Below are 20,879 nucleotides of genomic sequence, written 5' to 3' on the forward strand. Positions count from 1 at the left end.
GGCTGGAAATCGACGTAGACATTGCCGGACGAGTGTTGACGCTGGCGGAGAGATTCCCGCTATACCCCACCTAACCGGTGGGGCAAATGTTCCTCCAGCTGTTATCCCTGCCAGTGCCAATGGTAAGTGGCACAGGATCAGCGTGCAGAGAGCGCGGGACACTCGGACATGCTCCCTGCAGCGCAGCAAGCTGCCCTAAACAAGGCCAACTCAGAGCGGACTACAATATGACTCCGTACGTACTTACCGTATCTTGCAAGTCAACGCGTGGTATTGTAGCTGCGATCTCGACTTTTCTTTCAGATCAAGGCTGCAATATCGTTGATAGCTCGCAGTTCGACGACCTAGACACCGGAAAATTCTTCATGCGAGTGGGCTTCATCTCGGAAGAACGTGTACTGGCCCCGCAATTGAAGGAGAGCTTCCAGCCGATCGCGGACAAATTTGAAATGAAGTCGGAGCTGTTTGACGGCGAAAGCCGGATGAAGGTCCTGCTGATGGTGTCTCGCTTCGGCCATTGCCTGAACGATCTGCTTTACCGATGGAAGATCGGGGCTCTGCCAATCGATGTCGTGGGGGTCGTCTCCAACCACTTCGATTACCAGAAGGTGGTCGTCAATCACGACATACCCTTCCATCACATAAAGGTAACCAGAGAAAACAAGCCGCAGGCAGAGGCTCAACTCATCGAAGTTGTCGAACAGACCGCAACCGAGTTGATCGTGCTTGCCCGCTACATGCAGGTTCTGTCGGATGCTCTTTGCAAGCGGATGTCTGGCCAGATCATCAACATCCACCATTCCTTCCTGCCGAGCTTCAAGGGTGCCAACCCATATAGACAGGCTTACGAGCGCGGGGTGAAGCTGATCGGCGCCACGGCGCATTACGTCACAGCCGATCTCGACGAGGGGCCGATTATCGAGCAAGACACAGTTCGCGTCACACATGCACAAAGCCCAGAAGATTACGTCTCGCTGGGCCGCGATGTGGAGAGCCAGGTGCTGGCGCGCGCTGTCCATGCGCATATTCATCACCGCTCTTTCATCAACGGCAATCGCACCGTCGTCTTCCCGGCAAGCCCCGGCAGCTTTGCGTCAGAACGGATGGGGTAGCCCTTTTGCCCTATGGTCGACGGTAAGTCGGTAGCGGCGTGCCGATAATGCGGCGGAAGATTTCTTCGGGGGAATGGCATGAAGGTTGTGGTGCTTGGGGCCGGCGTTGTCGGAACGGCGGTCGCCTACTATCTGGCCGCCGATGGCCATGAGGTTACCGGCATCGAGCGCCATCCGGCGCCTGCGCGCGGCACCAGCCAGTCCAATGCCGGCCTGGTGTCGCCGGGCGACGCCACCGCCTGGGCCTCACCGGCGGCGCTGAAGACATTCCTGCGCGGGCTCTACAACCATGATCTCGGCATCAAGGTGCGGCTGCGCTTCGATCCTTATTTCATTGCCTGGAGCCTGCGCTTCCTGCGCCAATGTACCAAAGAGCGCCTGCGCGCCAACAGCCAGGTCAAGCTGCGCCTGGCCCTCTATTCCCGCGACTGCATCAACGCCATCTCCGCCGACACCGGAATTCACTATGACGAGCGCAAGAAGGGCATCCTTTACTTCTTCCGCACGCAGCATAGTCTCGACACCGGCACCGACAATTACCGCTATCTGGCCGAGCATGGCCTGCCGATCGAGATCGTCGGCCGCGAGCGGCTGGTCGAGCTTGAACCGGGTCTTGCCGGCGTGAAGGAAAAGATCGCCGGCGGCGTCTATTCGCCGATCGACCAGACCGGCGATTCCCGGCAGTTCGTGGAAAAACTCGCGGCCTATTCAGCCGAAAAGCTCGGCGTGAACTTTCTCTACGCAACGACGGTCGAGGGCCTCGCCATCGAGGGCGACCGGGTGAGTGCGGTGATGACTTCGGCTGGACCGGTCACCGGGGATGCCGTGGTCATCTCGATGGGCCCGGAAAGCGGCCTGCTCGGCCGCCGCTACGGCATCGACCTGCCTGTCTATCCGGTGAAGGGTTATACCGCGACTATTCCGCTGGAAGACGAGAGCAAGGGGCCAACCATGGGCGGTGTCGACGAAGACCAGCTGATCGCCTATTCCAGGCTGGGCAACCGCCTGCGCCTCGCCTCGACCGCCGAATTTACCGGCTTCGACCGCACGTTCCAGCCGCGCGACTTCGTCCCCATGTTCAGGACCGGCAAGGAGCTGTTCCCAGGCGCCTTCGATGAGAAGAAAGCCGAACTCTGGGCCGGGCTGCGGCCGATGATGCCGAACTCAGTGCCGGTCATCGGCCTGGCGCGTTACAAAAACCTCTATCTCGACACCGGCCACGGCCATGTCGGCTGGACCATGGCCTGCGGCTCGGGAAAATTCCTCGCCGACCTAGTCGCCGGCCGCGACCCGGATATCGATCCGCGAGGGTTAGTCTACAGGAACTGAGGTGCGGGCAACTATCCGGACCGCCAGTCGCCATTGGGGCGAAGAGGTCGAGACTGCCCTTTCCGCGACCCAGAGCGAACTCGGTCATGCGGTCAATCACAAGCCGAAGGGTGCGCCGCGCCGCGCAAGGCTTTGGCGCGCATCTCGAACGCATCGAGGAAGTCCTCAAGCGGAAATCCGAATCGACTGCGCGGAGCTGGGGAACAGATTGAACAATCTGATGACTTTCTTTGTGAAGGAGCCCACATGCGAGCCAGCATCATCGATGGAAAGCCTATGCCGATCGTCTTGCCGCACGGATAACTGCCGCTCTGCCAGCGTTCATGGAAAAGGCTGGGCGCCCGCCGGGCTTGGCGGTCGTGCTTGTTGGCAGCGATCCGGCAAGCGAAATTTACGTCCGCAGCAAGGGTCGAAAGACACGCGAACTGGGTATGGCCAGCTTCCAACACATCCTACCGGAGGAGACGCGCCAGGACAAAATCTTGCAGCTGATCGAAGAATTGAATGCGGACGATGCAGTAGACGGCATCCTCGTACAGTTGCCTCTTCCGGCTCACATTGATGAACTAAGTGTCATCCGTGCGATCGATCCGACAAGGATGTCGATGGTCTTCACCCCGAAAGCGCAGGTCGTCTGGCCGCCGGGCGACCAGGCTATACCCTGTACGCCGCTCGGGTGCCTCATGCTTCTGCGGGATCAGTTGGGCGACCTGACGGGACTTGCAAACCGATGGGACAGCTATTGTTAGGAGCGAACTGCACTGTAACAATGGCGCATTCTCGAACGCGGAGCTTGGCTGACAAGGTGCGACAGGCCGATATCGTAGTGGCGGCAGCGGGACAAGCCGAAATGATCAAGGGAGACTGGATCAGGCCGGGAGCAACGGTGATCGATGTAGGAACTACGAGAGCGGTTTTGGACGGCAAGAAGCGGCTTGTTGGTGATGTGGACTTCGCAGCCGCTTTCGAAAGGGCGAGAGCCATTACACCAGTGCCCGGAGGCGTTGGACCGATGACGATCATGACGCTAATGCACAACACGATACTCGCGGCACACTGCCGCGAAGGGTTTCCGCATTTACAGTTCTGGTAGGTAAAAATCGTGAGAGAGCGACCCATATCCGAAGACACAACGCATCGCACTATCGTCCACAAAGGTGCCCCTCCAAGCAGTTGTTGCCCGCTTCGCTGCCGGCTGATGGTCCACGAATCCCACCGGCTCTCCAGATGAAAGCGGGGCGCGCCTGCGCGAACGCGGTCCATCCAGAGCTGGCAATGCTGCTTTGGCGCAATGGTTTCAGAAGCGGACCGAGGACGGTCGCGGCGGCAGGCGCAAGACCATGATGATCGTGGCCGATGCGCATTACTGCATCATGGAAGCCTGCCGGGAGCGAAAGATGCTCTCGCGCAAGAGATGCTCTCGCTTACTTGCATGCGGTGGGCTCTGAGCCCCGAGGGGTAGCGGAGTGACCTCCCAACGCAAACGAGGCTAGGAATTGGATCCAAAAAGGCCGTTGACAGACCATCCCCAAACAAGTGCCAAGAAACAACCGTCGTCAGTCGACGTCCGTGTTGCCGTGTTCAGCCGTATCCGGTTGAAGACGTCCCAGTTCGGAATCCGACAAACAGAGGAGCGCGTGTACCGCCGTTGCGGCGCGAAGTATATGGTTTTGTTCCTCTTGCTCTCACGACATCGGCGGCACGCCGATTGCAAGGACACGATGGAGGATGCGTTACGACCCACAGAGGCCTCCCGGTGTCCGGCCGAGGAGGTCTAAATGAACTTGCTCGAAGTCCTCCGCAAGAAGGAGGGAGTACCTCATGCGAATAGCTGTTGTGTGGAACGATGATCATACAGGCGTGATCAACCGGTTCGGCCAGCCTTGTCGGCAGGAATTCGGCCGCGAGACGGTCAAAAGCATGGCGGCGGTACTGCAAGAGGGTGGCCACGAGACGCTGGTGTGCCAAGGCGACAAAGGACTGCTTGCTACGCTTGAGCAGTTCATGCCACCGAGGCCCAATGCCCGCCCCTCGGGTATCGTTTTCAACATGTCGTACGGAATTCAGGGCGAGTGCCGTCTCACCCACGTACCGGCTATGCTCGAGATGGCAGGCGTCCCGTACACCGGATCCGGCCCGCTCGGGCATGGGCTGACGCTCGACAAGGTTATCACCAAAAGGCTCATTTGCGCTCTCGGTGTGCCGACGCCGAACTTTCGCGTGATGCGTCGGGGCACAGAGAGTACCGGCAGCCTGCGATTCCCGATGGTAGTGAAGCCGCGTCACGAGTCCGACAGTTGCGGAGTGCAGCTCGTACATGAGCCCGCTCAGTTGAGGCAGGCCGTAGATGTGATCGTCACGCAGTATGCGCAGGAGGCGCTTGTGGAAGAATACATCGAGGGGCGAGAAATCACTATCGCGCTGCTGGGAAACAGAGAACTCGAGGTGTTGCCTCTGGTGGAGCAGGATTTCGGTGACCACAAGGCGCGTCTTCTGACACGGGGCGCGGTTGCGGCGACGAAGCGTATCTGCCCGGTGAAAATCGGGAGCAAGCTTGCGACCAGGCTGCGGGATATTTCGATTGCGACCTTCCGTGCCTGTCACTGTCGGGATTACGCGCGTGTCGATCTCCGGATCGACCGCTCCGGCCAGCCCTTTGTCCTTGAGATCAACTCCATGCCGGGGCTCGGCATGCGCGGCCCTTATGTCCTGGCCGCGACGACCGCCGGCTACAGCTTTTCAAGTTTGGTCAACCGCATCCTCGATATCGCTTATACGCGGTCTTTCGACATCCACTAGGCAAACTTGGGCCGGCAGGGGCGCTTCCGAGAGGACGGCTGCCGCCATCAGGGCCGCTTGCCCCGCTGCCGCATGATCGAGATCGACGTGGCAGGCAGCCGGTGCGTGTGGAACCCCGATGTCGACACGGAGGCGCGCGGTTAGGATCGGCTACCTCCGAGATGTTCGCGCCCGCTCGGGCTTTCCACCTCTGCCGATGGCCCGAAATCAGCTCGATCCGCCGATAGTCGCAGACCTCTCTCTGGCTTCGAACCTGCTCAAGTCTGACTGCATTCGACATCGCAATACTCCCGTCTCAACATCGACAAGAGTATCCGTCACTCCGAGATGATACGAGTGGGTATTGATGAGAACATCAGTATTTTTGCCACTGGAAGAAAGAGTTGGCTGTTCAGCGACACTGTGGGCGGAGCCAGGGCCAGTGCCGTCGTCTACAGCCTCATGCTGACATGCCGAGCTTGCGGCATCGAGCCCTTGGCCTATTTGCGCCACGTCCTCACGGAATTGCCGCAGCGCGCGGACAATGCCGACATCACCGATCTGTTGCCATTCAACTTCGCCAAACCCGCCCCTGCTTGATCCGATGCAACTGGCCGACAGCGACCCCGGTCAAACGGGCCGCGTCAACGCGCATGGAAATGAGCGCTTACTTATCGCATGCATGGAACCGCACATGAAACGCACCTACTCCCAGATCGATTTGGATGAACGCCGCAAGATCGAGCGCTGGCGCCATGCTGGCGTCAGTGTCGATGCGATTGCTGAGAAACTCGGTCGCCATCGCTCGACGATTTTCCGCGAGATCGCGCGGAATAAGTTTGAGGATCGGGAGATGCCGGATCTGACAGGCTATTTCTGTGTGGCGGCCAACCATCTGGCCAAGGAACGTCGCAGCCGTTATCGTAAACTGGTTCGGCATCCGAATCTTCGCGCATCAATCATCGAGCGTATCAAGCATGGCTGGTCACCGGAGCAGATCGCCGGTCGATTGGCTTATGAACGCAGCAGCGTTCGCGTCTGCCACGAGACGATCTATCGCTTTGCTTATTCGCCCTATGGCCAGGAGATAAAGCTGTGGCGCTATCTTCCCGAGAGCCGCGCCCGACGCCGGCCGAGGCACGTAAGGCGGCGTCATGGCCGTCGATTTAGCCCGGAATTGAGCATTTTGCATCGTCCGGACATCGTCCGCGACAGAAAGCAGCTCGGTGGGGGATGCGATCTGATCCAGTTCCGCAAGAAATTCGGCAAAGCGAACGTCACTTCGCTGGTCGAACGGGTTAGCCGCTTCACGGTCTTCCTGCGCAACAACGACCGACAGTCCCGCGCGATCATGGATGGCTTGATTGACGTGCTTGGTCCACTTCCCCATTCGGCCCGCCGATCGATCACCTTCGACCGCGGCACCGAGTTCACAGACTGGCCCTACCTTCAGGCCGGTCTCGGCGTTCAGACATGGTTCTGCGATCCGCAGGCGCCGTGGCAGAAAGGCACGGTGGAAAACGCCAACCGCCGCGCTCGCAAATGGCTTCCGCGAGACATCGATCCGTTGTCGATAGAGCATCGAGACCTGCACCAGGTGTGCGCCCATCTCAACTCGACGCCCCACAAATGCCTCGGCTTCAGAACACCGGCCGAAGTCTTCCGTCAGAAGATACTGTTGGCCAATCGGTGAACGCGCTAACCTGACTCGCTGCTTGTCGCACTTCAGCTGGAACTCACAGGCGCAGTGGGTTCTATCAAACACCATTGGGAGGAAGCAGCCCATAAGTGGGCTGCAGTGTTTCTCGGCTCGATCTGCCTCATTCGAGTGCTTTCTCTGCGATGCGGTTTTGCTCTGCCATGGAATCCGTCTCGACGATTTTGCAGAGGAGCGAATTGAGTACCTAGGGGGCAGGATGAGTTTTCGATCGGGCTGCTGATTCGCGCTGATCTCGCGAGCCGCTGCGGTCGACGAGCTCGATCCTGACCCTACTTGATCAACTCAGCCCTGAGACTCGACCATGTTGCCAGTGCTGTCTCGACTCTCTGATGCAATCCATCGACAAGCGCCCGTTCCTGCTGTCTGGGCGAAGTGTAGACTTCAAGTTCGTGCGGGAAGCAGTAAGCAGTGGCGAAAGAGTTTGTCTTCACCTTTACGAGCGCGGCGTCGATGGAGTCCATTTCGCCGGCAAGTTGTGCCAGCTTGGATGCGGATACGCTCATTTTGCCGACATGAGCCTGATCCGCCGTGCGTGGGCGCCGTTTCCTGAGTTCGTTCATCGCTTTGTGGAGCCGATCGATATCCTTCAATACCGCCGATTGCAGAGCGACCCGTTCCGCGTTCGCCCCTTCCCTCCCAGCGGCGCGGGGATCAATGGCCAAGGTCAAAGGCCGCTCGTAAGTCCTTCCGTCAACATTGAGGCGCACCATGTATCTGCCGGGAGTGACCAGTACGCCGCGAGCGAAACCGCCATAATAATAAGCTCCCGGCACCTGCTCTGGGTCGCTGGTGCGGAAGTCCCAATAAACCCTGTTCATCCCTACTTCGGTGGGGATCTTGTCCGAACGGACGGTGTCCGTGACATATTGGGGAGCCTGTTGCTCTTTGCTTGCTTCGATGCTCGAGAGGCGGCGGATCAGCGCGCCATGCACATCCAGAATGTCGAGAGTGACCTCTCCCTGGGGTCTTTTTGTCAGCACATAGTCAATCGCGGCTCCCGGGGGCGGGTTCTTGCCAACGGCGTCGGTTGAACCGCCAAATGTCTGGGTGCCTATCATGTAAGCGGTCTTGGGCGTTAAGAGCATGGCTTCGCGCGCTCCCGCTCCGGCAGTGATCTGGCGCAGCGGCGTTACATTGTCGAGAATCCAAAAACCGCGGCCGTGGGTTGCGACCACCAAATCATCATTTTTTACCATGATGTCGTAAATCGGAGTGGCGGGAAGATTCAATTGCAGCGGCTGCCAGTGAACTCCGTCGTCGAGCGAAACGAAGACCCCACGCTCAGTTGCGGCATAAAGTAACCCTTGACGTGCCGGATCCTCCCGCACCGCATGCACAACGGCATCTTCGGGCAAATCGCCCGCAATGGAGACCCACGTCCTTCCGCCGTCAGCGGTTTTGAAGCCTGAAGGCTTCCAATCGTCAAGTCTGTGACTGTCGATCGCAACATACGCGGCCTCGGCATTGAACCGTGACGGCTCGATCATCGACACGAAGGACCAAGGAGCCACCCCGCCCGGCGTGACGTCGGTCCAATGGGTGCCGCCATCACGCGTCATATTGATCAGCCCGTCGTCCGAGCCAACCCAGAGCAGCCCCTTTCTGAGCGGGGACTCGGCAAGCGAGACAATAGCATCATAGCTGCCCCAAATTGCCTTCCACTGCTGTTTGCTCTTGTCATTCCGCGTGAGGTCGGGGCTGATCGCGGTCCAGTTGTTGCCCTGATCGGACGATTTCCACACCATCTCAGATGCGGCGTACAGCACGTCCGGATCATGCGGTGAGAGCATCAGAGGGGAACTCCACCAGTTGAATCGGTGCGCGAGTTCGGCGCCCACTCCCCAGGGGTCGGGAGCAGTCGAAGCGCTGACGTTCTGCCACTGTTCCTTCTGCTTGTCATAGCGGCCGATCATCTCGGCAGTCGTCGAAAAGATAATCATCGGATTACGCGGATCCGGTATGACGAACCCAGCTTCTCCGCCGCCCGCCGGATACCAGGAGCGAGGCCCGATTGCCCCTTCGCTGGAGTAGGAGGCGATTGCTATGTTCCCAAAGTCCTGCTGCGCGCCGTAGACCCAATAGGGAAAACGATTGTCGGCTGCGACATGATAGAATTGGGCGAGCGGCTGATTGTCATATGTCGACCAGGTCTGTCCTTCGTCGATTGAGACGCTGGCACCAACGTCACAGCCGCTGATGATCCGACGCGGGTCGGCTGGGTCGATCCATAGATAATGATGATCATAACCAGGAAATGGTGCAGGGGCGAAACTCTTGCCGCCATCCGTCGAACGCAGCACCGCAGTATTGACAATATAAATGGTGTCCGCGAAGCGGGGATCGGCAAAAACCTTTCCGTAGTACAAGGGCCTGTTCCGAATTCGCGAGTCGTCGCTAGTCCGGGCCCAGTGCTCACCACCATCGTCTGATCGGTAGAGCCCTCCCCTGTCGGGCTCTCCGATTGGCGGGCTACCGAACAGCTTATCCGACCAATCGGCCTCGATCAGCGCGTAGACACGACGCGAGTCCGCGCCAGAGACCGAAACCCCGATCCGTCCTAACGGCCCATTAGGAAGACCGTTGCCTTTAAGTTCAACCCACGTTCTGCCTCCGTCCTGCGAGCGGAACAAGCCGCTCCCAGGGCCTGACGAGGTATCGCCCCACGGACGCATGCTGACCTGCCACAGGGAGGCATAGACAACGTCGGGATTGTCCGGATCATAAGTGACATCTGCAGCGCCGGTGTTTTCGTCGCGATAGAGAACCTTTTTCCAGCTCTTGCCGCCATCGGTGCTTCTGAACACACCTCTTTCTGAATTAGGGCCGAACGGGTGCCCGATCGCAGCCACGAGCACGATATCCGCATTTCGGGGATCCACGACCAGCTCGCCAATCTGGCCGGTGTCGGACAAGCCGATATGGGTCCAGCTTTTTCCGCCATCGATCGACTTATAGACTCCTCGCCCATTGGTGATGTCGTTACGCAAAGCCCCCTCGCCGGTGCCGACGTAGATTACCTGATGATTGGACGGCGCGACAGCAATCGCCCCGATTGAACTGTCGGGCACCTGATCGAAGATTGGCGTCCAATGTCCTCCATTGTCTTGCGTCTTCCAGACACCGCCCGCCGCCGCGCCGAAGTAAAAGAGACCAGGCTCACCGGGTACGCCGGTCACCGCAGTCACCCGTCCCCCACGAAAGGGACCGATGTGTCGCCAGCGCAGCGCTTTGAACAGGGCAGGATCAATCCATCCGGATTTTTCCGCTCGAGCCGCTCGGAATGTTTTCATCAAAATGTACCTCGTTACCGATTCAGATCACCAGCCGCGCCACTGCTCCGGAAGAATTGTATCCCATCGCCGGGGCAGCCGATCTCGCGCGTCCGCGCTGCAACCCATTTCGACTCCCAGTGCGCCTCCAGCTGGGAAAGCGTATGAGTCAAAGCGGACGCCCTTGGCTAGGCATTGTAAACTTAGCGACGCTCTGCACAGAGCCGTCGCTAAGTTTTGCAGTGCCCCGGAAGTCTTGCCCGTGGCCGACACGGTTGCACAATCTCGAGCCTAAAAGAGCTAGCGGCGGCGCTTTGCCGCACGTCGGCGGAGCCAAACGGGTGCGGCCACCGTCGCTGCGACTACGAGCGCGACCGCAATGTAAAGCATCTCGGTGGTGCCGTCGCCCCCATCCGGGGCCACGCCGAAAATCCGCTCGATAAAATCCATGTCTGTCTGCTTCCAGGGAGTGCTGAATTAGCGTGTCTACAGTACCGAACCGTGTGGCCCCGCAACGGGAGTGAGCTGAGGGCTGCCCGCCATATCTTGCCGTCCCGGAAATTCCGCGGATGGAGCGCGCACGTGGCAGGCCACAACCCGCCCGTCCGCCATCGGCACCAAAGGCGGCACCTCGATGCGGCAACGTTCGACAGCGAGCAGGCAGCGCGGGTGGAACGCGCACCCAGCCGGCGGATTGATCGGGCTCGGCACCTCGCCCTCGACGGGCGCCTCCAGCCGAACCCGCGTCGGATCCGGCACCGGAGCCGCCGCGATCAACGCCTCGGTGTAGGGATGGACCGGTTTGGCGAACAGCGCCTCGCTCGGGGCGAGCTCCACGATCCGCCCCAAGTACATGACCGCAACGCGATGCGCGATATGCTCCACGACGCCAAGATCATGCGAGATGAAGACGAAGGCGATGCCCATCTGCTGTTGCAGATCCAGAAGCAGATTCAGAATCTGCGCCTGCACGGAGACGTCAAGGGCTGACACCGCCTCGTCGGCGATGATAAGAGAGGGGTTGAGCGACAAAGCGCGCGCAATGCCGAGCCTCTGGCGCTGACCGCCTGACAATTCGGACGGCAGCCTGTGCATCATTTCGGGCGACATTCCGACTTTTCGGAGAAGGTCCGCGGCAAGTGCCTGACGCTGCCTTCGGCTGAGACGTTCAAAGTTCTCGACAGGCTCCGTAATAATTTGCCCGGCAGTAAGGCGCGGGTTCAGCGACGAGTAAGGATCCTGAAAGACCATCTGCATCCGACGGCGCCACGCGCGAAGGGCGTCCTTCTTGAGGCCCGCAATGTCGGTCCCGTCGATCACTACGCGCCCGCTAGTCGGCTGCACGAGCCGCATCAACAGCCGCGCGACGGTGGACTTGCCGCAACCGGATTCGCCGACGATGCAAAGCGTCTCGCCCGCCTCGACGATGAAGGATACATCCTCTAACGCCCGGATCACCGGAATGCTTTTTTTGAAGATTCCCGAGCCAAGCGGATAATGCTTGGTCAGATTCTCCACTTTCAGCAAAGGACCGGTCATGCGCCCATCACCTCTTCGGCGCGCCAGCAAGCTGCGGCGTGGCTCGACCCGACATCACGCAGCATGGGTGTCTTCTCTCGGCAAATATCGATCGCGAACGGGCAGCGAGGCGCAAAGCTGCAGCCGACAATCGGCTCGCGAAGACTTGGCACGATCCCGGGAATTTCTGGAAGGCGGCGCTGGCGGCCGCGCCGCGGATCAGGCAACGATCGCATCAGGCCCTGAGTGTAGGGATGCGCGGGACCCGTGAAGATATCCGTCACGGACGCCTGCTCGACGATCCGGCCGGCATACATCACGATCACGCGCTGGCATGTCTCGGCGACGACGCCCAGGTCATGGGTGATGAACATGACGGCCGTTCCCGTGCGCTCTTTCAGATCGACGATGAGCCGCAGGATCTGCGCCTGGATAGTAACGTCAAGCGCAGTCGTCGGCTCATCGGCGATCAACAGTTCCGGTGAGCAGGCCAGCGCCATCGCGATCATCGCGCGCTGGCGCATGCCGCCCGACAGTTCGTGAGGGTAGTTGCTGACGCGCCGCTCGGGGTCGGCGATGCGGACGAGGCGCAGCATCTCTTCGGCCCTGGCCAGTGCAGCCGAGCGGGAGGCGCCCGTGTGGATTTCCACCGCCTCGGCGATCTGCCGTCCGACCGTGTGAACCGGGCTGAGACTCGTCATGGGATCCTGGAAGATCATGGCGATCTTGTTGCCGCGGATCCTTCGCATCTCCCGATCGGACAGATCCAGCAGGTTGCGCCCATGAAAGCGGACCGTGCCACCGACGATCTCGGCGGTCAGTTTCGGCAGCAGACGCAGGATCGAGAGGGCGGTGACGCTCTTGCCGCATCCGGATTCGCCGACCACGCCGAGCGTCTCACCCTTCTTCACCTGGAAGCTGATGCCGCCCAGGGCGCGGGTAACGCTGTCCTGGCCAAAGAAATGTGTCTCGAGATCCCGGACATCGAGGAGCACGTCATTCTCGATGGCTCTATCCTCCATGAAGTTCTGCATCAGCATCTCAGCGCCTCCGCTTCGCGCGGGGGTCGAAGAGGTCGCGCAGGCCATCGCCGAGGAGATTGACCGCAAGGACCGTGACCGCAAGGCAGATGCCGGGGGCGAAGACCGTCAAGGGCGCGATCGCGAGATAGAGGCGCGAGCCTGAAATCATGTTGCCCCAGCTCGGGATCTCGGGCGGCACGCCCACGCCGAGGAAGCTCAGCCCCGCCTCGGTCAGGATCGCGCTGGCGCAGACAATGGCGCTCTGCACCATCAGGGCCGGAATGGTGCTTGGCAGGATATGCCTCCACAGGATCTTCGGCAGCCGCGCCCCGCCGCAGACCGCGGCCTCGACATAGGGGCGCTCGCGCACACCCAGGACCACCGCGCGAACCAGCCGCGTGACGGCGGGCGTCTCGGGGATCGCGATGGCGACGATGAGGATTCCGATGCCTGGCCCCGTCAGGGAGATGAGCGCAATGGCCAGCAGGAAGGTCGGGATCGACATCAGCGCGTCCATGATTCGCATGATGACATTGTCGAATGCGCGGACATAGCCGGCGACGACACCGATCAGGAGCCCGGCACAGGCCGCCAACAGCGCCGAGATCAGGCCCACCAGAAGCGAGATGCGCGCCCCGAAGATGGTTCGGGCAAACACGTCCCGGCCCAGATTGTCTGTCCCGAACCAGTGTTCATCGGAAGGGGGCTGCAGTCGGAAAAAGGGATCCATGTCTACTGGATCGCGTGCAAAGAGAGGGGCAGAAATCGCTAGAACAATCAGAAGGGTCAAGAGACCGGCGCCGATCAAGACAACCGGATACCGGCGTGCAAGATGAGCGAGGCCGACGATCCGGAACCGGTCCGGTTGCCCAGTGCTCGTTAAGGAATTCGTGAACAATATGTCAGTACCTAATTCGAGGATCGACCAGCGTGTAGGCGAGGTCGACTGCAAGATTGATGAGAACGTAGATGCCCGAGATGAGGATGAGCATACCTTGAATGATTGGGTAGTCGCGATTATTGATCGCGTCGACAACAAGCCGCCCTATCCCAGGAATGTTAAACACTGTTTCAGTCAGCACGACACCGCTAATCAAATAAGCGAAGCTGAGGCCGATAACCGTGAGGATTGGTGCTGCAGAATTCTTCAGGGCATGGTGAAACAGCATAGCATACGGGGACGCGCCCTTGGCCGCGGCCGTACGCATGTAATCCTCCGACAGCACCTCGAGCATACTTGCCCGCGTGATCCGAGCAATGAAAGCAATATAAGCCAAACTTAACGCGATCGTTGGCGAGATTAAGTGAGCAAGCCAGGGGCCTATGCCATCGTTGATTGATGCGTAGCCTTGAACCGGCAACCATCGCGTCTGAATAGCAAAGAAGTAAATAAGGCAATAGCTCACCACGAACACCGGAACAGAGTAACTAAGGGCCGAAAACGCGATCAGGACGCGGTCGAGGATGCCTCCGGCTCGCCAAGCCGTGAGGATTCCAAACGTCACTCCAACGGTTACCGAAACGAACAGTGTCAAGAGCGAGAGTGAAAGGGTCGGCTGCAGTCTTTGCCGGATGAGCTGGAGAACAGGACGCCCGGCAAAAACCGACATGCCTAAATCGCCATTCAGCAGGTTCCCCGCCCATTGCCGGAACTGCACCGGTAGTGGCGCATTGAGACCTAGTTGCTCCCGTATATCCGCAACAGTTTGGTCCGTGGCTGACGGTCCAGCGATGATGTTTGCGGGATCACCCGGCGCCAACCTGACAAGTAGGAAGATGAACACCCCGACCATCGCCATAACGACGATGGCCGAGATCATTCTGCGAAAGATGTAGGTAATCAAAACTCAGTCCTTTCGCATATTCCACATCAGCAAACGTCCTGCCTGCACGCCGATAAGGCCAGTGAGGTCCTTTCGGTATGCCGAAAGCACGGGAACTTGCCCCAAGTAAGCCGAACTCGCATAGTCCCAAAAAATCTGCTGCATTTCGCGGGCCAGAGCGCGGTGCGCTTCGATTCCTGTGACGTCCGCCCATTTAGCTCGAAGAACCTCATATTGGTCATCCTGAGGCCAGCCAACCCAGCCCTGTTCGCCATTCATTGCCATGAATGCAGCAGAGTTGGGACTAGTTAGTGAGAAGTCGGGAAGGTTGCTGATAAAAATGCTCCAGCCACCGTTTTCAACCGAGTCTTTCCTAGCCCTCCTGGCAACAAGGCCAGCCCAATCGCTAGATGCTAGTTCGACGTTCAATCCAATCTTACGAAGTTCCGATGCCAAGAATAGCGATGCATTATGGGCCTCAGGCCAGTCGGCTGGGTCGAGAATAACAACTTTCTCGCCAGCATAGCCAGCCTCTTGTAGTAGTTGTTTGGCCTTTTCCGGGTCGCCGCCCTTCCGGAACCAGTTGGTGTTTGCGTCGTTGGAAAATGGCGTATCGATTCCAAACAATGATGTCACATTGCGATTGCCCTTTAGAAATGGATTAATGACACTCAGGAACGCATCTTGATTAATAAGATGCAGCACCGCCTGCCGGGCCTTCACGTTGTCGAATGGCTTCTGAAGACAATTCATACGCAAGAAATAGTCGAAACCCGACTTGTATAGATTTTCGAGCACAAGGTTCGGGTCACTTTCGATGACAGGGAAAAGATCGGCGGGAAGGGGGTCAACGAGGACATCGACTTCGCCGGCTTGCAGCGCCGCCATGGCCGTTTGCGGATCGGGGAGCTTAGCCCAAACTACGCGGCGAACCCTAGCGATTTTGGCACCAGCCAGTCCGTCGGGAGCATCGTCGCGCGGGACGTAGCCATCATGCTTGTCAAAAGTGATGCTCGCCCCGGGTGCATAGAGTTCCTCATTAAATTTAAATGGTCCCGAACCAATATGTGTGGTTACCGCATCCGTAGGCGGGCGACGAGCATCTTGTTCACGCATGATGAAAAGCGGGTAAACGGCAACCTGCGCAAGTTGATCAATCAGCACGCTGAGCGGTTTCTTTAATGTGATTACGAAGGACTTTTCATCGAGCTTTGAGACATCCTTCGTGCGCTCATTCACGAGTTGCCCACCGGGCGTTTGGAACCAACGGCGTATCGAAGCAACACAATCTGCAGCCGTCACCGGGGTGCCATCGTGCCAGCTTAGCCGATCACGAAGGGAGAAGGTATAGGTCTTCTTGTCGTCGGACGCACTCCAACTATCCAACATTTGCGGCTGCGGAACAAGCTTTGAATCGAGTCCGAATAACATGTCGTAAACACCAAACGCGTAGTCGACAGTATTCGCGTCGGTCGTTGTGTACGGGTCGAGAATTGTGGGCAGACTTCTTGCCCACCTCACCGTATCTCCTCCGGCATCGGCTTGAGCTCGAAGCATTGAAGGAAACGACAAGGTCGCTCCCACGGCTACTAGGCCCGTATTGACAAGTGTCCGCCGAGTTATATTCATCTCCTCAGTTCCCCTTTGTAGCTAATTTCTCAAAGATCTGAAGCAGCAAGTCAATCTCCGAGTCATGATCTCCCACTTTGGCCGGCTTTTTATAAGACAACTACAAGATGTGCCGGACCACTCTATTCTGCCATCCGAACCTCAGAAACTCACCGATGGAAAGCCATATCACAATTGCTATTCAATTCTTTGTGTAAGAGGCTTCGATCCGTGGCTAGCTAAGGTCGTCCGGTTTCAATCTAAAGCCATATCTTCCGCTAAGCGACAAATAGCTCAGAACTATTGCAGGCATAGATGGCGTCTATTCATGTGCCTCTCCTTCGCGCCAATCGCGACGGAGAGACCCTAATCTATGCCGTTCCAGCTGCGACTAAGCCATGAAAAACGATGCCGAAACGCGCCAGCTCGGCATAGTTCGCGATCGGCATAAACGGCCAAAATGAACAATGGCCTGCTGCCGGTTTTTCGGACACCAGGTTAAGCTAACATAGCTTTCTCCTCGACAGGGCTCATATAGCCCAACGTCGAGTGCCGTCGCCGAGGGTTGTAGAAGCGCTCGATGTAATCGAACACGTCGGCCCTTGCGTCATCCCTCATCCTGTAGACCTTGCGAGAAGATGCTCTCCATCGCAGCAATGTCCCATACGTTGCCCGACCGGCTCATCGAGCAGGAGATGCCGTGATCGGCCATCAGCCGCTGGAACTGCTCGCTCGTATATTGGGCGGCCTTGGTCGCTGTGGTGCAGCAGGCTGGGGTCAGAACAAGATGGGGTGGTTGCCGCCCATCTCAGACGGCATCGAATGTGCCAATAGTGGGTGACCCCACCAGCAGAGAGGACGGCAACCGCGATGAAGGATACGATGATCGGCGTGGATCTGGCAAAAGCAGTTTTCCAGATCCATGGAGCGTGGCTGACAGGACATGCACAGTTTCGCAGGAAATTGTCGCGTCGGCAGTTCCGGAACCTCATGGCCGGTCACCCGCCGGTGATCGTGGTCATGGAGGCCTGTGGCAGCGCCCAGTACTGGGCGCGGGAGTTGGAAGGGTTGGCCATGAGGTGAAGCTTGTCGCCCCACAGTATGTTCGGCCTTTCGTGAAGAGGCAGAAGGAATGATGCGGCGGATGCTGAGGCGATTGTGATTGCAGCGCAGCGGCCGGAGATGCGTTTCGTCGAGCCGAGGTCGGAGGCTCAACAGGCCAGAGCTGGAGACCGGTAACTTCTCCGGGGTTACGCGGCGCACAGTAAGGGCGGTTTGGGCTTGAATAGTGAGGTCACGCTCGGCTCTGGTGCTCGAAATCGTGCCCGCAGTCGGTCGCGAAGCTCACTATTCATCTCGGCTGTCCGAACCCTGCATCAGCATGTGGGCACCGCGGAGAGACCAGCGCATCTGCTGCTTCTTGACCATGCGTTTGGCGATCACGGAATTGACTGCCGACTCGGCAAGGGTCGTGGCCACGCGAAGTCCGGCTTGGTAGCGCTTTCCGTAATTTACGATCGCACTGCGGTTCGAACGGACGTAGGTGAGGAGCTGAGACCCGAGGCTGTGGAGGCGCGACATCGAGAGCTCGCCTTCTCCTTGCCAGACATGCAAGCTTGCCAAGAGCTGCTCCAGGTCGTGGGTCGCGCGGTCCACGCGCCCGTGCCACAGGCGCCACTTCACAGCTCTGATGTCCCTGCCGATGGTCGGAAGTGTTTCAGCAAGACCAGACTGGGATCGGATTACGTGATCAGCGATCTGCTGCATGGGTTGGATCTTCATGGCGATGTGGAACCAGTCGATGATATGGGTCGCCGGTTTCGGCATGGCGCGCGGAAGCCGCTTCAGGATTTCGGCGCCGTCCGAGATCACGGTGACGTCCCCAAAGACGCAATACCCCTCTTCCCGAAGAGCGTGGACGCTCGATCGCGTATCGCAGGTTGGTCAGTGTTGGCGGTGACAAAGTAGCGACCGCCGACTTCTCCCCGACCTCCGCGACCGCATCTGGCCACGACGAGCTCGAAGTTTCGCGCTGAATTGGGATCGGCGCTGCGAACGTGCGCCGTATCGATGCTGATGACGAACTCTTTGCGTCGATCGCCAGGAAGCTGCATTTCGAGCTGATGTCGTTCCTTCATCTGCATTCTCGCGCGCCAGGTTTCCTCAGTGATCTGGTCGTCGAGCCGCTCGCCGACTTTGATGGTCCGCTTTCGCACGGTTGCATGCGTCGGTCGGTTCGATGGGCAGGAATTCGGCGAGCACGCTGGCGGCCTGCCGGTACGGCATCATGCTTCCCAGTCGCGCCGTCAGTTCCATCAGCTCGGACGTTGCCCGATCCGGACAGATTTCCTTCAGCGGCGCGAACGCGGCTACCATTCCTGTGACAGTCCTGGCACAGCATTCATCGTGGATTTGGCACCTCAATTGTTTCGAAAACCGTCCGGATTCGGCGCATCGTATAGTCTTTGACCGGCCGAAATTTGTGGCACTCGGGGCAGACCCGGCGAAAAAGGGCATAGGTCTCCGCCTCGTGGTTCACGACCGCGCTCTGCAGGGCCGTCATGATTTTCTTGCCCCCGTCGATCGACAGGCCGATATCACCGTCGAGCAAGCGTTCGTCGCTTTTCTCAATCCGAACTTGTTGGCGACAGACATCCCCAAGCGCGCTTTTCCCCTTGATCGAGATCGTCCACTCCATCGCGTCACTTTCTCCGCAACAAAAGCGATGGTGATGGACCAGCGGGTGCTAACAATTCGTGGCCAACCCCGGAGAAGTTACCGGCCTCCGCGAGTGGATCACCGTCGACGACGGTGCAGCCGAAGGCGATCGCCCACCCCACCGACAGCCGGCTCGACCTCAAGGCAATCCAGATCCTGGTGCGTCAGGCCAAGCGGTACGGCATCATGCTCAGGCAGAGCCCACATGCGGCTGGCCAAGGCAGCGGCGGTGCGGGCGGGCCGCTATGCGCATGCCCGGCAGTTCCGCCGGATGCGTCGCGAACTCAAGCGCCTTCGCACCAATCTCGGCCGGGTGTTCCGCGACGTCGGCCGCAAGATCGCCGGCAATGCCGAACTCGAGACCAGATTTGCCCGGTTGCTCGGGCTCGTCGAGCGGCTCTTGACGCAGAAGCCGAAGGACAGCAACAAGATCTACTCCCTGCACGCGCCCGAGGCGGTCTGCATCGCGAAGGGCAAAGCCCGCAACCTTACGAATTCGGCTGCAAGGTCGGGATCGCGGCAACCAACCGCGAGGGCCTCGTGCTGGCGGCCAAGGCGTTCGAGGGCAATCCGTATGATGGCCACACGCTTGCAGCAACGGTCGATCAGGCCGTGGAGGTCGGCGGCGTCGATCCGGACCGCATCTACGTACAAGGGCTATCGCGGCCACGACTATGTCGCCTCGGGATCGGGGATGATCGCCGGCCGCAAGCGTGGCCTGATGGCCACCATGTCTCGGGAACTGAAACGGCGATCGGCCATCGAGGCCACCATCGGTCACAACATGAAGACCGACGGCCGGCTGGACCGCAACTTTCCTCCTCGGCCATGCTGGCGATGTGATCAATGCCCTGCTCGTCGCCGCAGGCCAAAATCTGCGCCTGATCCTCACGGTTCTCGCTGTTTGGCTTGCCCGGTGCCTGCAAGCACTCCAGCCGAAAACGGCGAAATCGGATGCTTCCACCCGTCTTCACGCGTTCGGAATATCAACGCCTTAGCCGTTATTCAGGCCGACTACTTAAAAAGGCTTCAGCCGCGACTGCAAGCTTATGAGTCAGAATGCAACTGTGACCCTGCAGCGATACCAATGACTGCATGGAACCGCACATGAAACGCACCTTGCGGCAGTTGGCCGGGCAGCCGCCCGTCGCTACCCCTGACCGGCTCGGGAAGACACTCGACCAGCTTGGCCTCCATTGGGATGTCGAGGCGCTGGCCGCGCTTTGTGAACACATCGACGACCTGGCGCGATCGGAGCGGCCGGCGCCGTTCGCCGCCGCGGCGATCGCCGCTCGCGTCGTCGCTATGAGGCCTGACTACGAGCTGTTGGCCTTGGTGGCCAGCTGACCTGGTGCTGGCGCAAAGCCTGCGCTGGCCGCGGCCGCTGCCGCTCATCAGGGCGGCGGTCTGCGTCGCGCTGGTTCATGCGGCGGCCGATGCCTGTCGGTTGGCCGGCGAGCTCTCGCGCCCGCCGAGAAGCTCCTCGCCGTCGCGCCAAAACTGCGCGCCAAGGGTGCCGGCGACGTTGTTGCTGCTGAATGAAGACGCCGTCTCCGGATCGCTGACGACGAAGAATCTGTCGCGCTTTGCATCTCATGCGGGGTTTTCAGATAGCGATCAGGATGACGGTTCAGAGCCCGACATCTAAAAGCAGACCCAATCCGACCTTGAGGTTTGCAGCCCAATATCGCCTTTATCCGCCTTGCGCCAGGCGACCTTGGGTCCGTTAAACGAGCGCGCTTAGCTGTCGATTGCGAGATCCGACCAACAGTCCAACGCCTCATCAACAGGCAAAGGAGCCAATTGCCGGGGCTGGCCAAAGGCCAACCGATAGGTAGCCGAAGACTTTTTCAGATTCCCGTAGCGCTCTACCTCCCGACTAAACGGACGGATCGGGACCATGCGCTCGATTTTAGCGTGGCCAGGGTAGACCCAGTAGGGCACGATATCGCCAGCACGTCCTGCCGCATCACGGCTCGGAT

At 59.3% G+C, this 20,879-nt stretch carries 12 protein-coding genes and 6 pseudogenes; 9 read left to right on the forward strand and 9 right to left on the reverse strand.

Annotated features, from left to right (window positions below):
• Positions 1–227 precede the first annotated feature (227 nt).
• From purU to NKJ17_RS30475, 6 genes and pseudogenes are all read left to right on the forward strand, one after another.
• The gene (gene purU / locus NKJ17_RS30445; RefSeq protein ID WP_352691459.1) at positions 228–1,112 is read left to right on the forward strand and encodes a formyltetrahydrofolate deformylase; all 885 of its coding nucleotides are present in this window, start codon (positions 228–230) and stop codon (positions 1,110–1,112) included.
• 78 nt (positions 1,113–1,190) lie between these two features.
• A complete protein-coding gene (locus NKJ17_RS30450) occupies positions 1,191–2,441 on the forward strand; it encodes a D-amino acid dehydrogenase (RefSeq protein WP_352691461.1) in 1,251 nt (416 codons plus the stop codon).
• A 299-nt stretch (positions 2,442–2,740) separates the two neighbouring features.
• Positions 2,741–3,534 (forward strand): annotated as a pseudogene (locus tag NKJ17_RS34160) (bifunctional 5,10-methylenetetrahydrofolate dehydrogenase/5,10-methenyltetrahydrofolate cyclohydrolase).
• 728 nt (positions 3,535–4,262) lie between these two features.
• On the forward strand, positions 4,263–5,240 hold the full coding sequence (locus tag NKJ17_RS30465) for a D-alanine--D-alanine ligase family protein (protein WP_352691464.1): 978 nt from the start codon (positions 4,263–4,265) through the stop codon (positions 5,238–5,240).
• 333 nt (positions 5,241–5,573) lie between these two features.
• A pseudogene (locus NKJ17_RS30470) lies at positions 5,574–5,819 on the forward strand (transposase domain-containing protein); the annotation flags it as partial.
• Positions 5,820–5,913: 94 nt separating this feature from the next.
• Complete coding sequence (locus NKJ17_RS30475; RefSeq protein ID WP_352691465.1) at positions 5,914–6,912, forward strand: IS30 family transposase; 999 nt, start codon at positions 5,914–5,916, stop codon at positions 6,910–6,912.
• A 296-nt stretch (positions 6,913–7,208) separates the two neighbouring features.
• Here the strand turns inward: NKJ17_RS30475 and NKJ17_RS30480 are convergent, their stop codons facing one another.
• The 8 genes and pseudogenes from NKJ17_RS30480 to NKJ17_RS30515 form a co-directional block, all read right to left on the reverse strand.
• Positions 7,209–10,229, reverse strand: a complete 3,021-nt coding sequence (locus NKJ17_RS30480; protein WP_352691489.1) for a WD40/YVTN/BNR-like repeat-containing protein — start codon at positions 10,227–10,229, stop codon at positions 7,209–7,211.
• 279 nt (positions 10,230–10,508) lie between these two features.
• Positions 10,509–10,658, reverse strand: a complete 150-nt coding sequence (locus tag NKJ17_RS30485) for a hypothetical protein (protein ID WP_352691466.1) — start codon at positions 10,656–10,658, stop codon at positions 10,509–10,511.
• 36 nt (positions 10,659–10,694) lie between these two features.
• A complete protein-coding gene (locus NKJ17_RS30490; RefSeq protein WP_352691467.1) occupies positions 10,695–11,747 on the reverse strand; it encodes an ABC transporter ATP-binding protein in 1,053 nt (350 codons plus the stop codon).
• Positions 11,744–12,766 carry an ABC transporter ATP-binding protein gene (locus NKJ17_RS30495; protein WP_352691468.1) on the reverse strand — a complete coding sequence of 341 codons (1,023 nt, stop codon included), beginning with the start codon at positions 12,764–12,766 and terminating at the stop codon, positions 11,744–11,746. Before NKJ17_RS30495 ends, NKJ17_RS30490 begins: the two co-directional genes overlap by 4 nt.
• 1 nt (position 12,767) lies before the next feature.
• Positions 12,768–13,478, reverse strand: coding sequence for an ABC transporter permease (locus NKJ17_RS30500; RefSeq protein ID WP_352691470.1), 711 nt, complete (start codon positions 13,476–13,478; stop codon positions 12,768–12,770).
• Positions 13,479–13,650: 172 nt separating this feature from the next.
• Positions 13,651–14,592, reverse strand: a complete 942-nt coding sequence (locus NKJ17_RS30505) for an ABC transporter permease (RefSeq protein WP_352691472.1) — start codon at positions 14,590–14,592, stop codon at positions 13,651–13,653.
• A 3-nt stretch (positions 14,593–14,595) separates the two neighbouring features.
• Positions 14,596–16,200, reverse strand: a complete 1,605-nt coding sequence (locus tag NKJ17_RS30510; protein WP_502906586.1) for an ABC transporter substrate-binding protein — start codon at positions 16,198–16,200, stop codon at positions 14,596–14,598.
• 477 nt (positions 16,201–16,677) lie between these two features.
• A pseudogene (locus tag NKJ17_RS30515) lies at positions 16,678–16,952 on the reverse strand (IS3 family transposase); the annotation flags it as partial.
• A 97-nt stretch (positions 16,953–17,049) separates the two neighbouring features.
• Here NKJ17_RS30515 and NKJ17_RS30520 point away from each other — a divergent pair.
• Positions 17,050–17,400 (forward strand): annotated as a pseudogene (locus NKJ17_RS30520) (IS110 family RNA-guided transposase); the annotation flags it as partial.
• Positions 17,401–17,429: 29 nt separating this feature from the next.
• On the opposite strand, the pseudogene NKJ17_RS34165 reads toward NKJ17_RS30520, so the two are convergent.
• A pseudogene (locus NKJ17_RS34165) lies at positions 17,430–18,877 on the reverse strand (ISKra4 family transposase).
• Positions 18,878–18,984: 107 nt separating this feature from the next.
• On the opposite strand from NKJ17_RS34165, the pseudogene NKJ17_RS30540 reads away from it, so the two are divergent.
• Together NKJ17_RS30540 and NKJ17_RS30545 are read left to right on the forward strand one after the other, a co-directional pair.
• Positions 18,985–19,895, forward strand: a pseudogene (locus tag NKJ17_RS30540) (IS5 family transposase); the annotation flags it as partial.
• Between the two features lie 109 nt (positions 19,896–20,004).
• Positions 20,005–20,244, forward strand: coding sequence for a hypothetical protein (locus NKJ17_RS30545; RefSeq protein ID WP_352691479.1), 240 nt, complete (start codon positions 20,005–20,007; stop codon positions 20,242–20,244).
• Positions 20,245–20,879 lie beyond the last annotated feature (635 nt).

Origin of the sequence: Mesorhizobium sp. M0208, from assembly GCF_040322015.1 — a bacterium.
Lineage (GTDB): Bacteria > Pseudomonadota > Alphaproteobacteria > Rhizobiales > Rhizobiaceae > Mesorhizobium.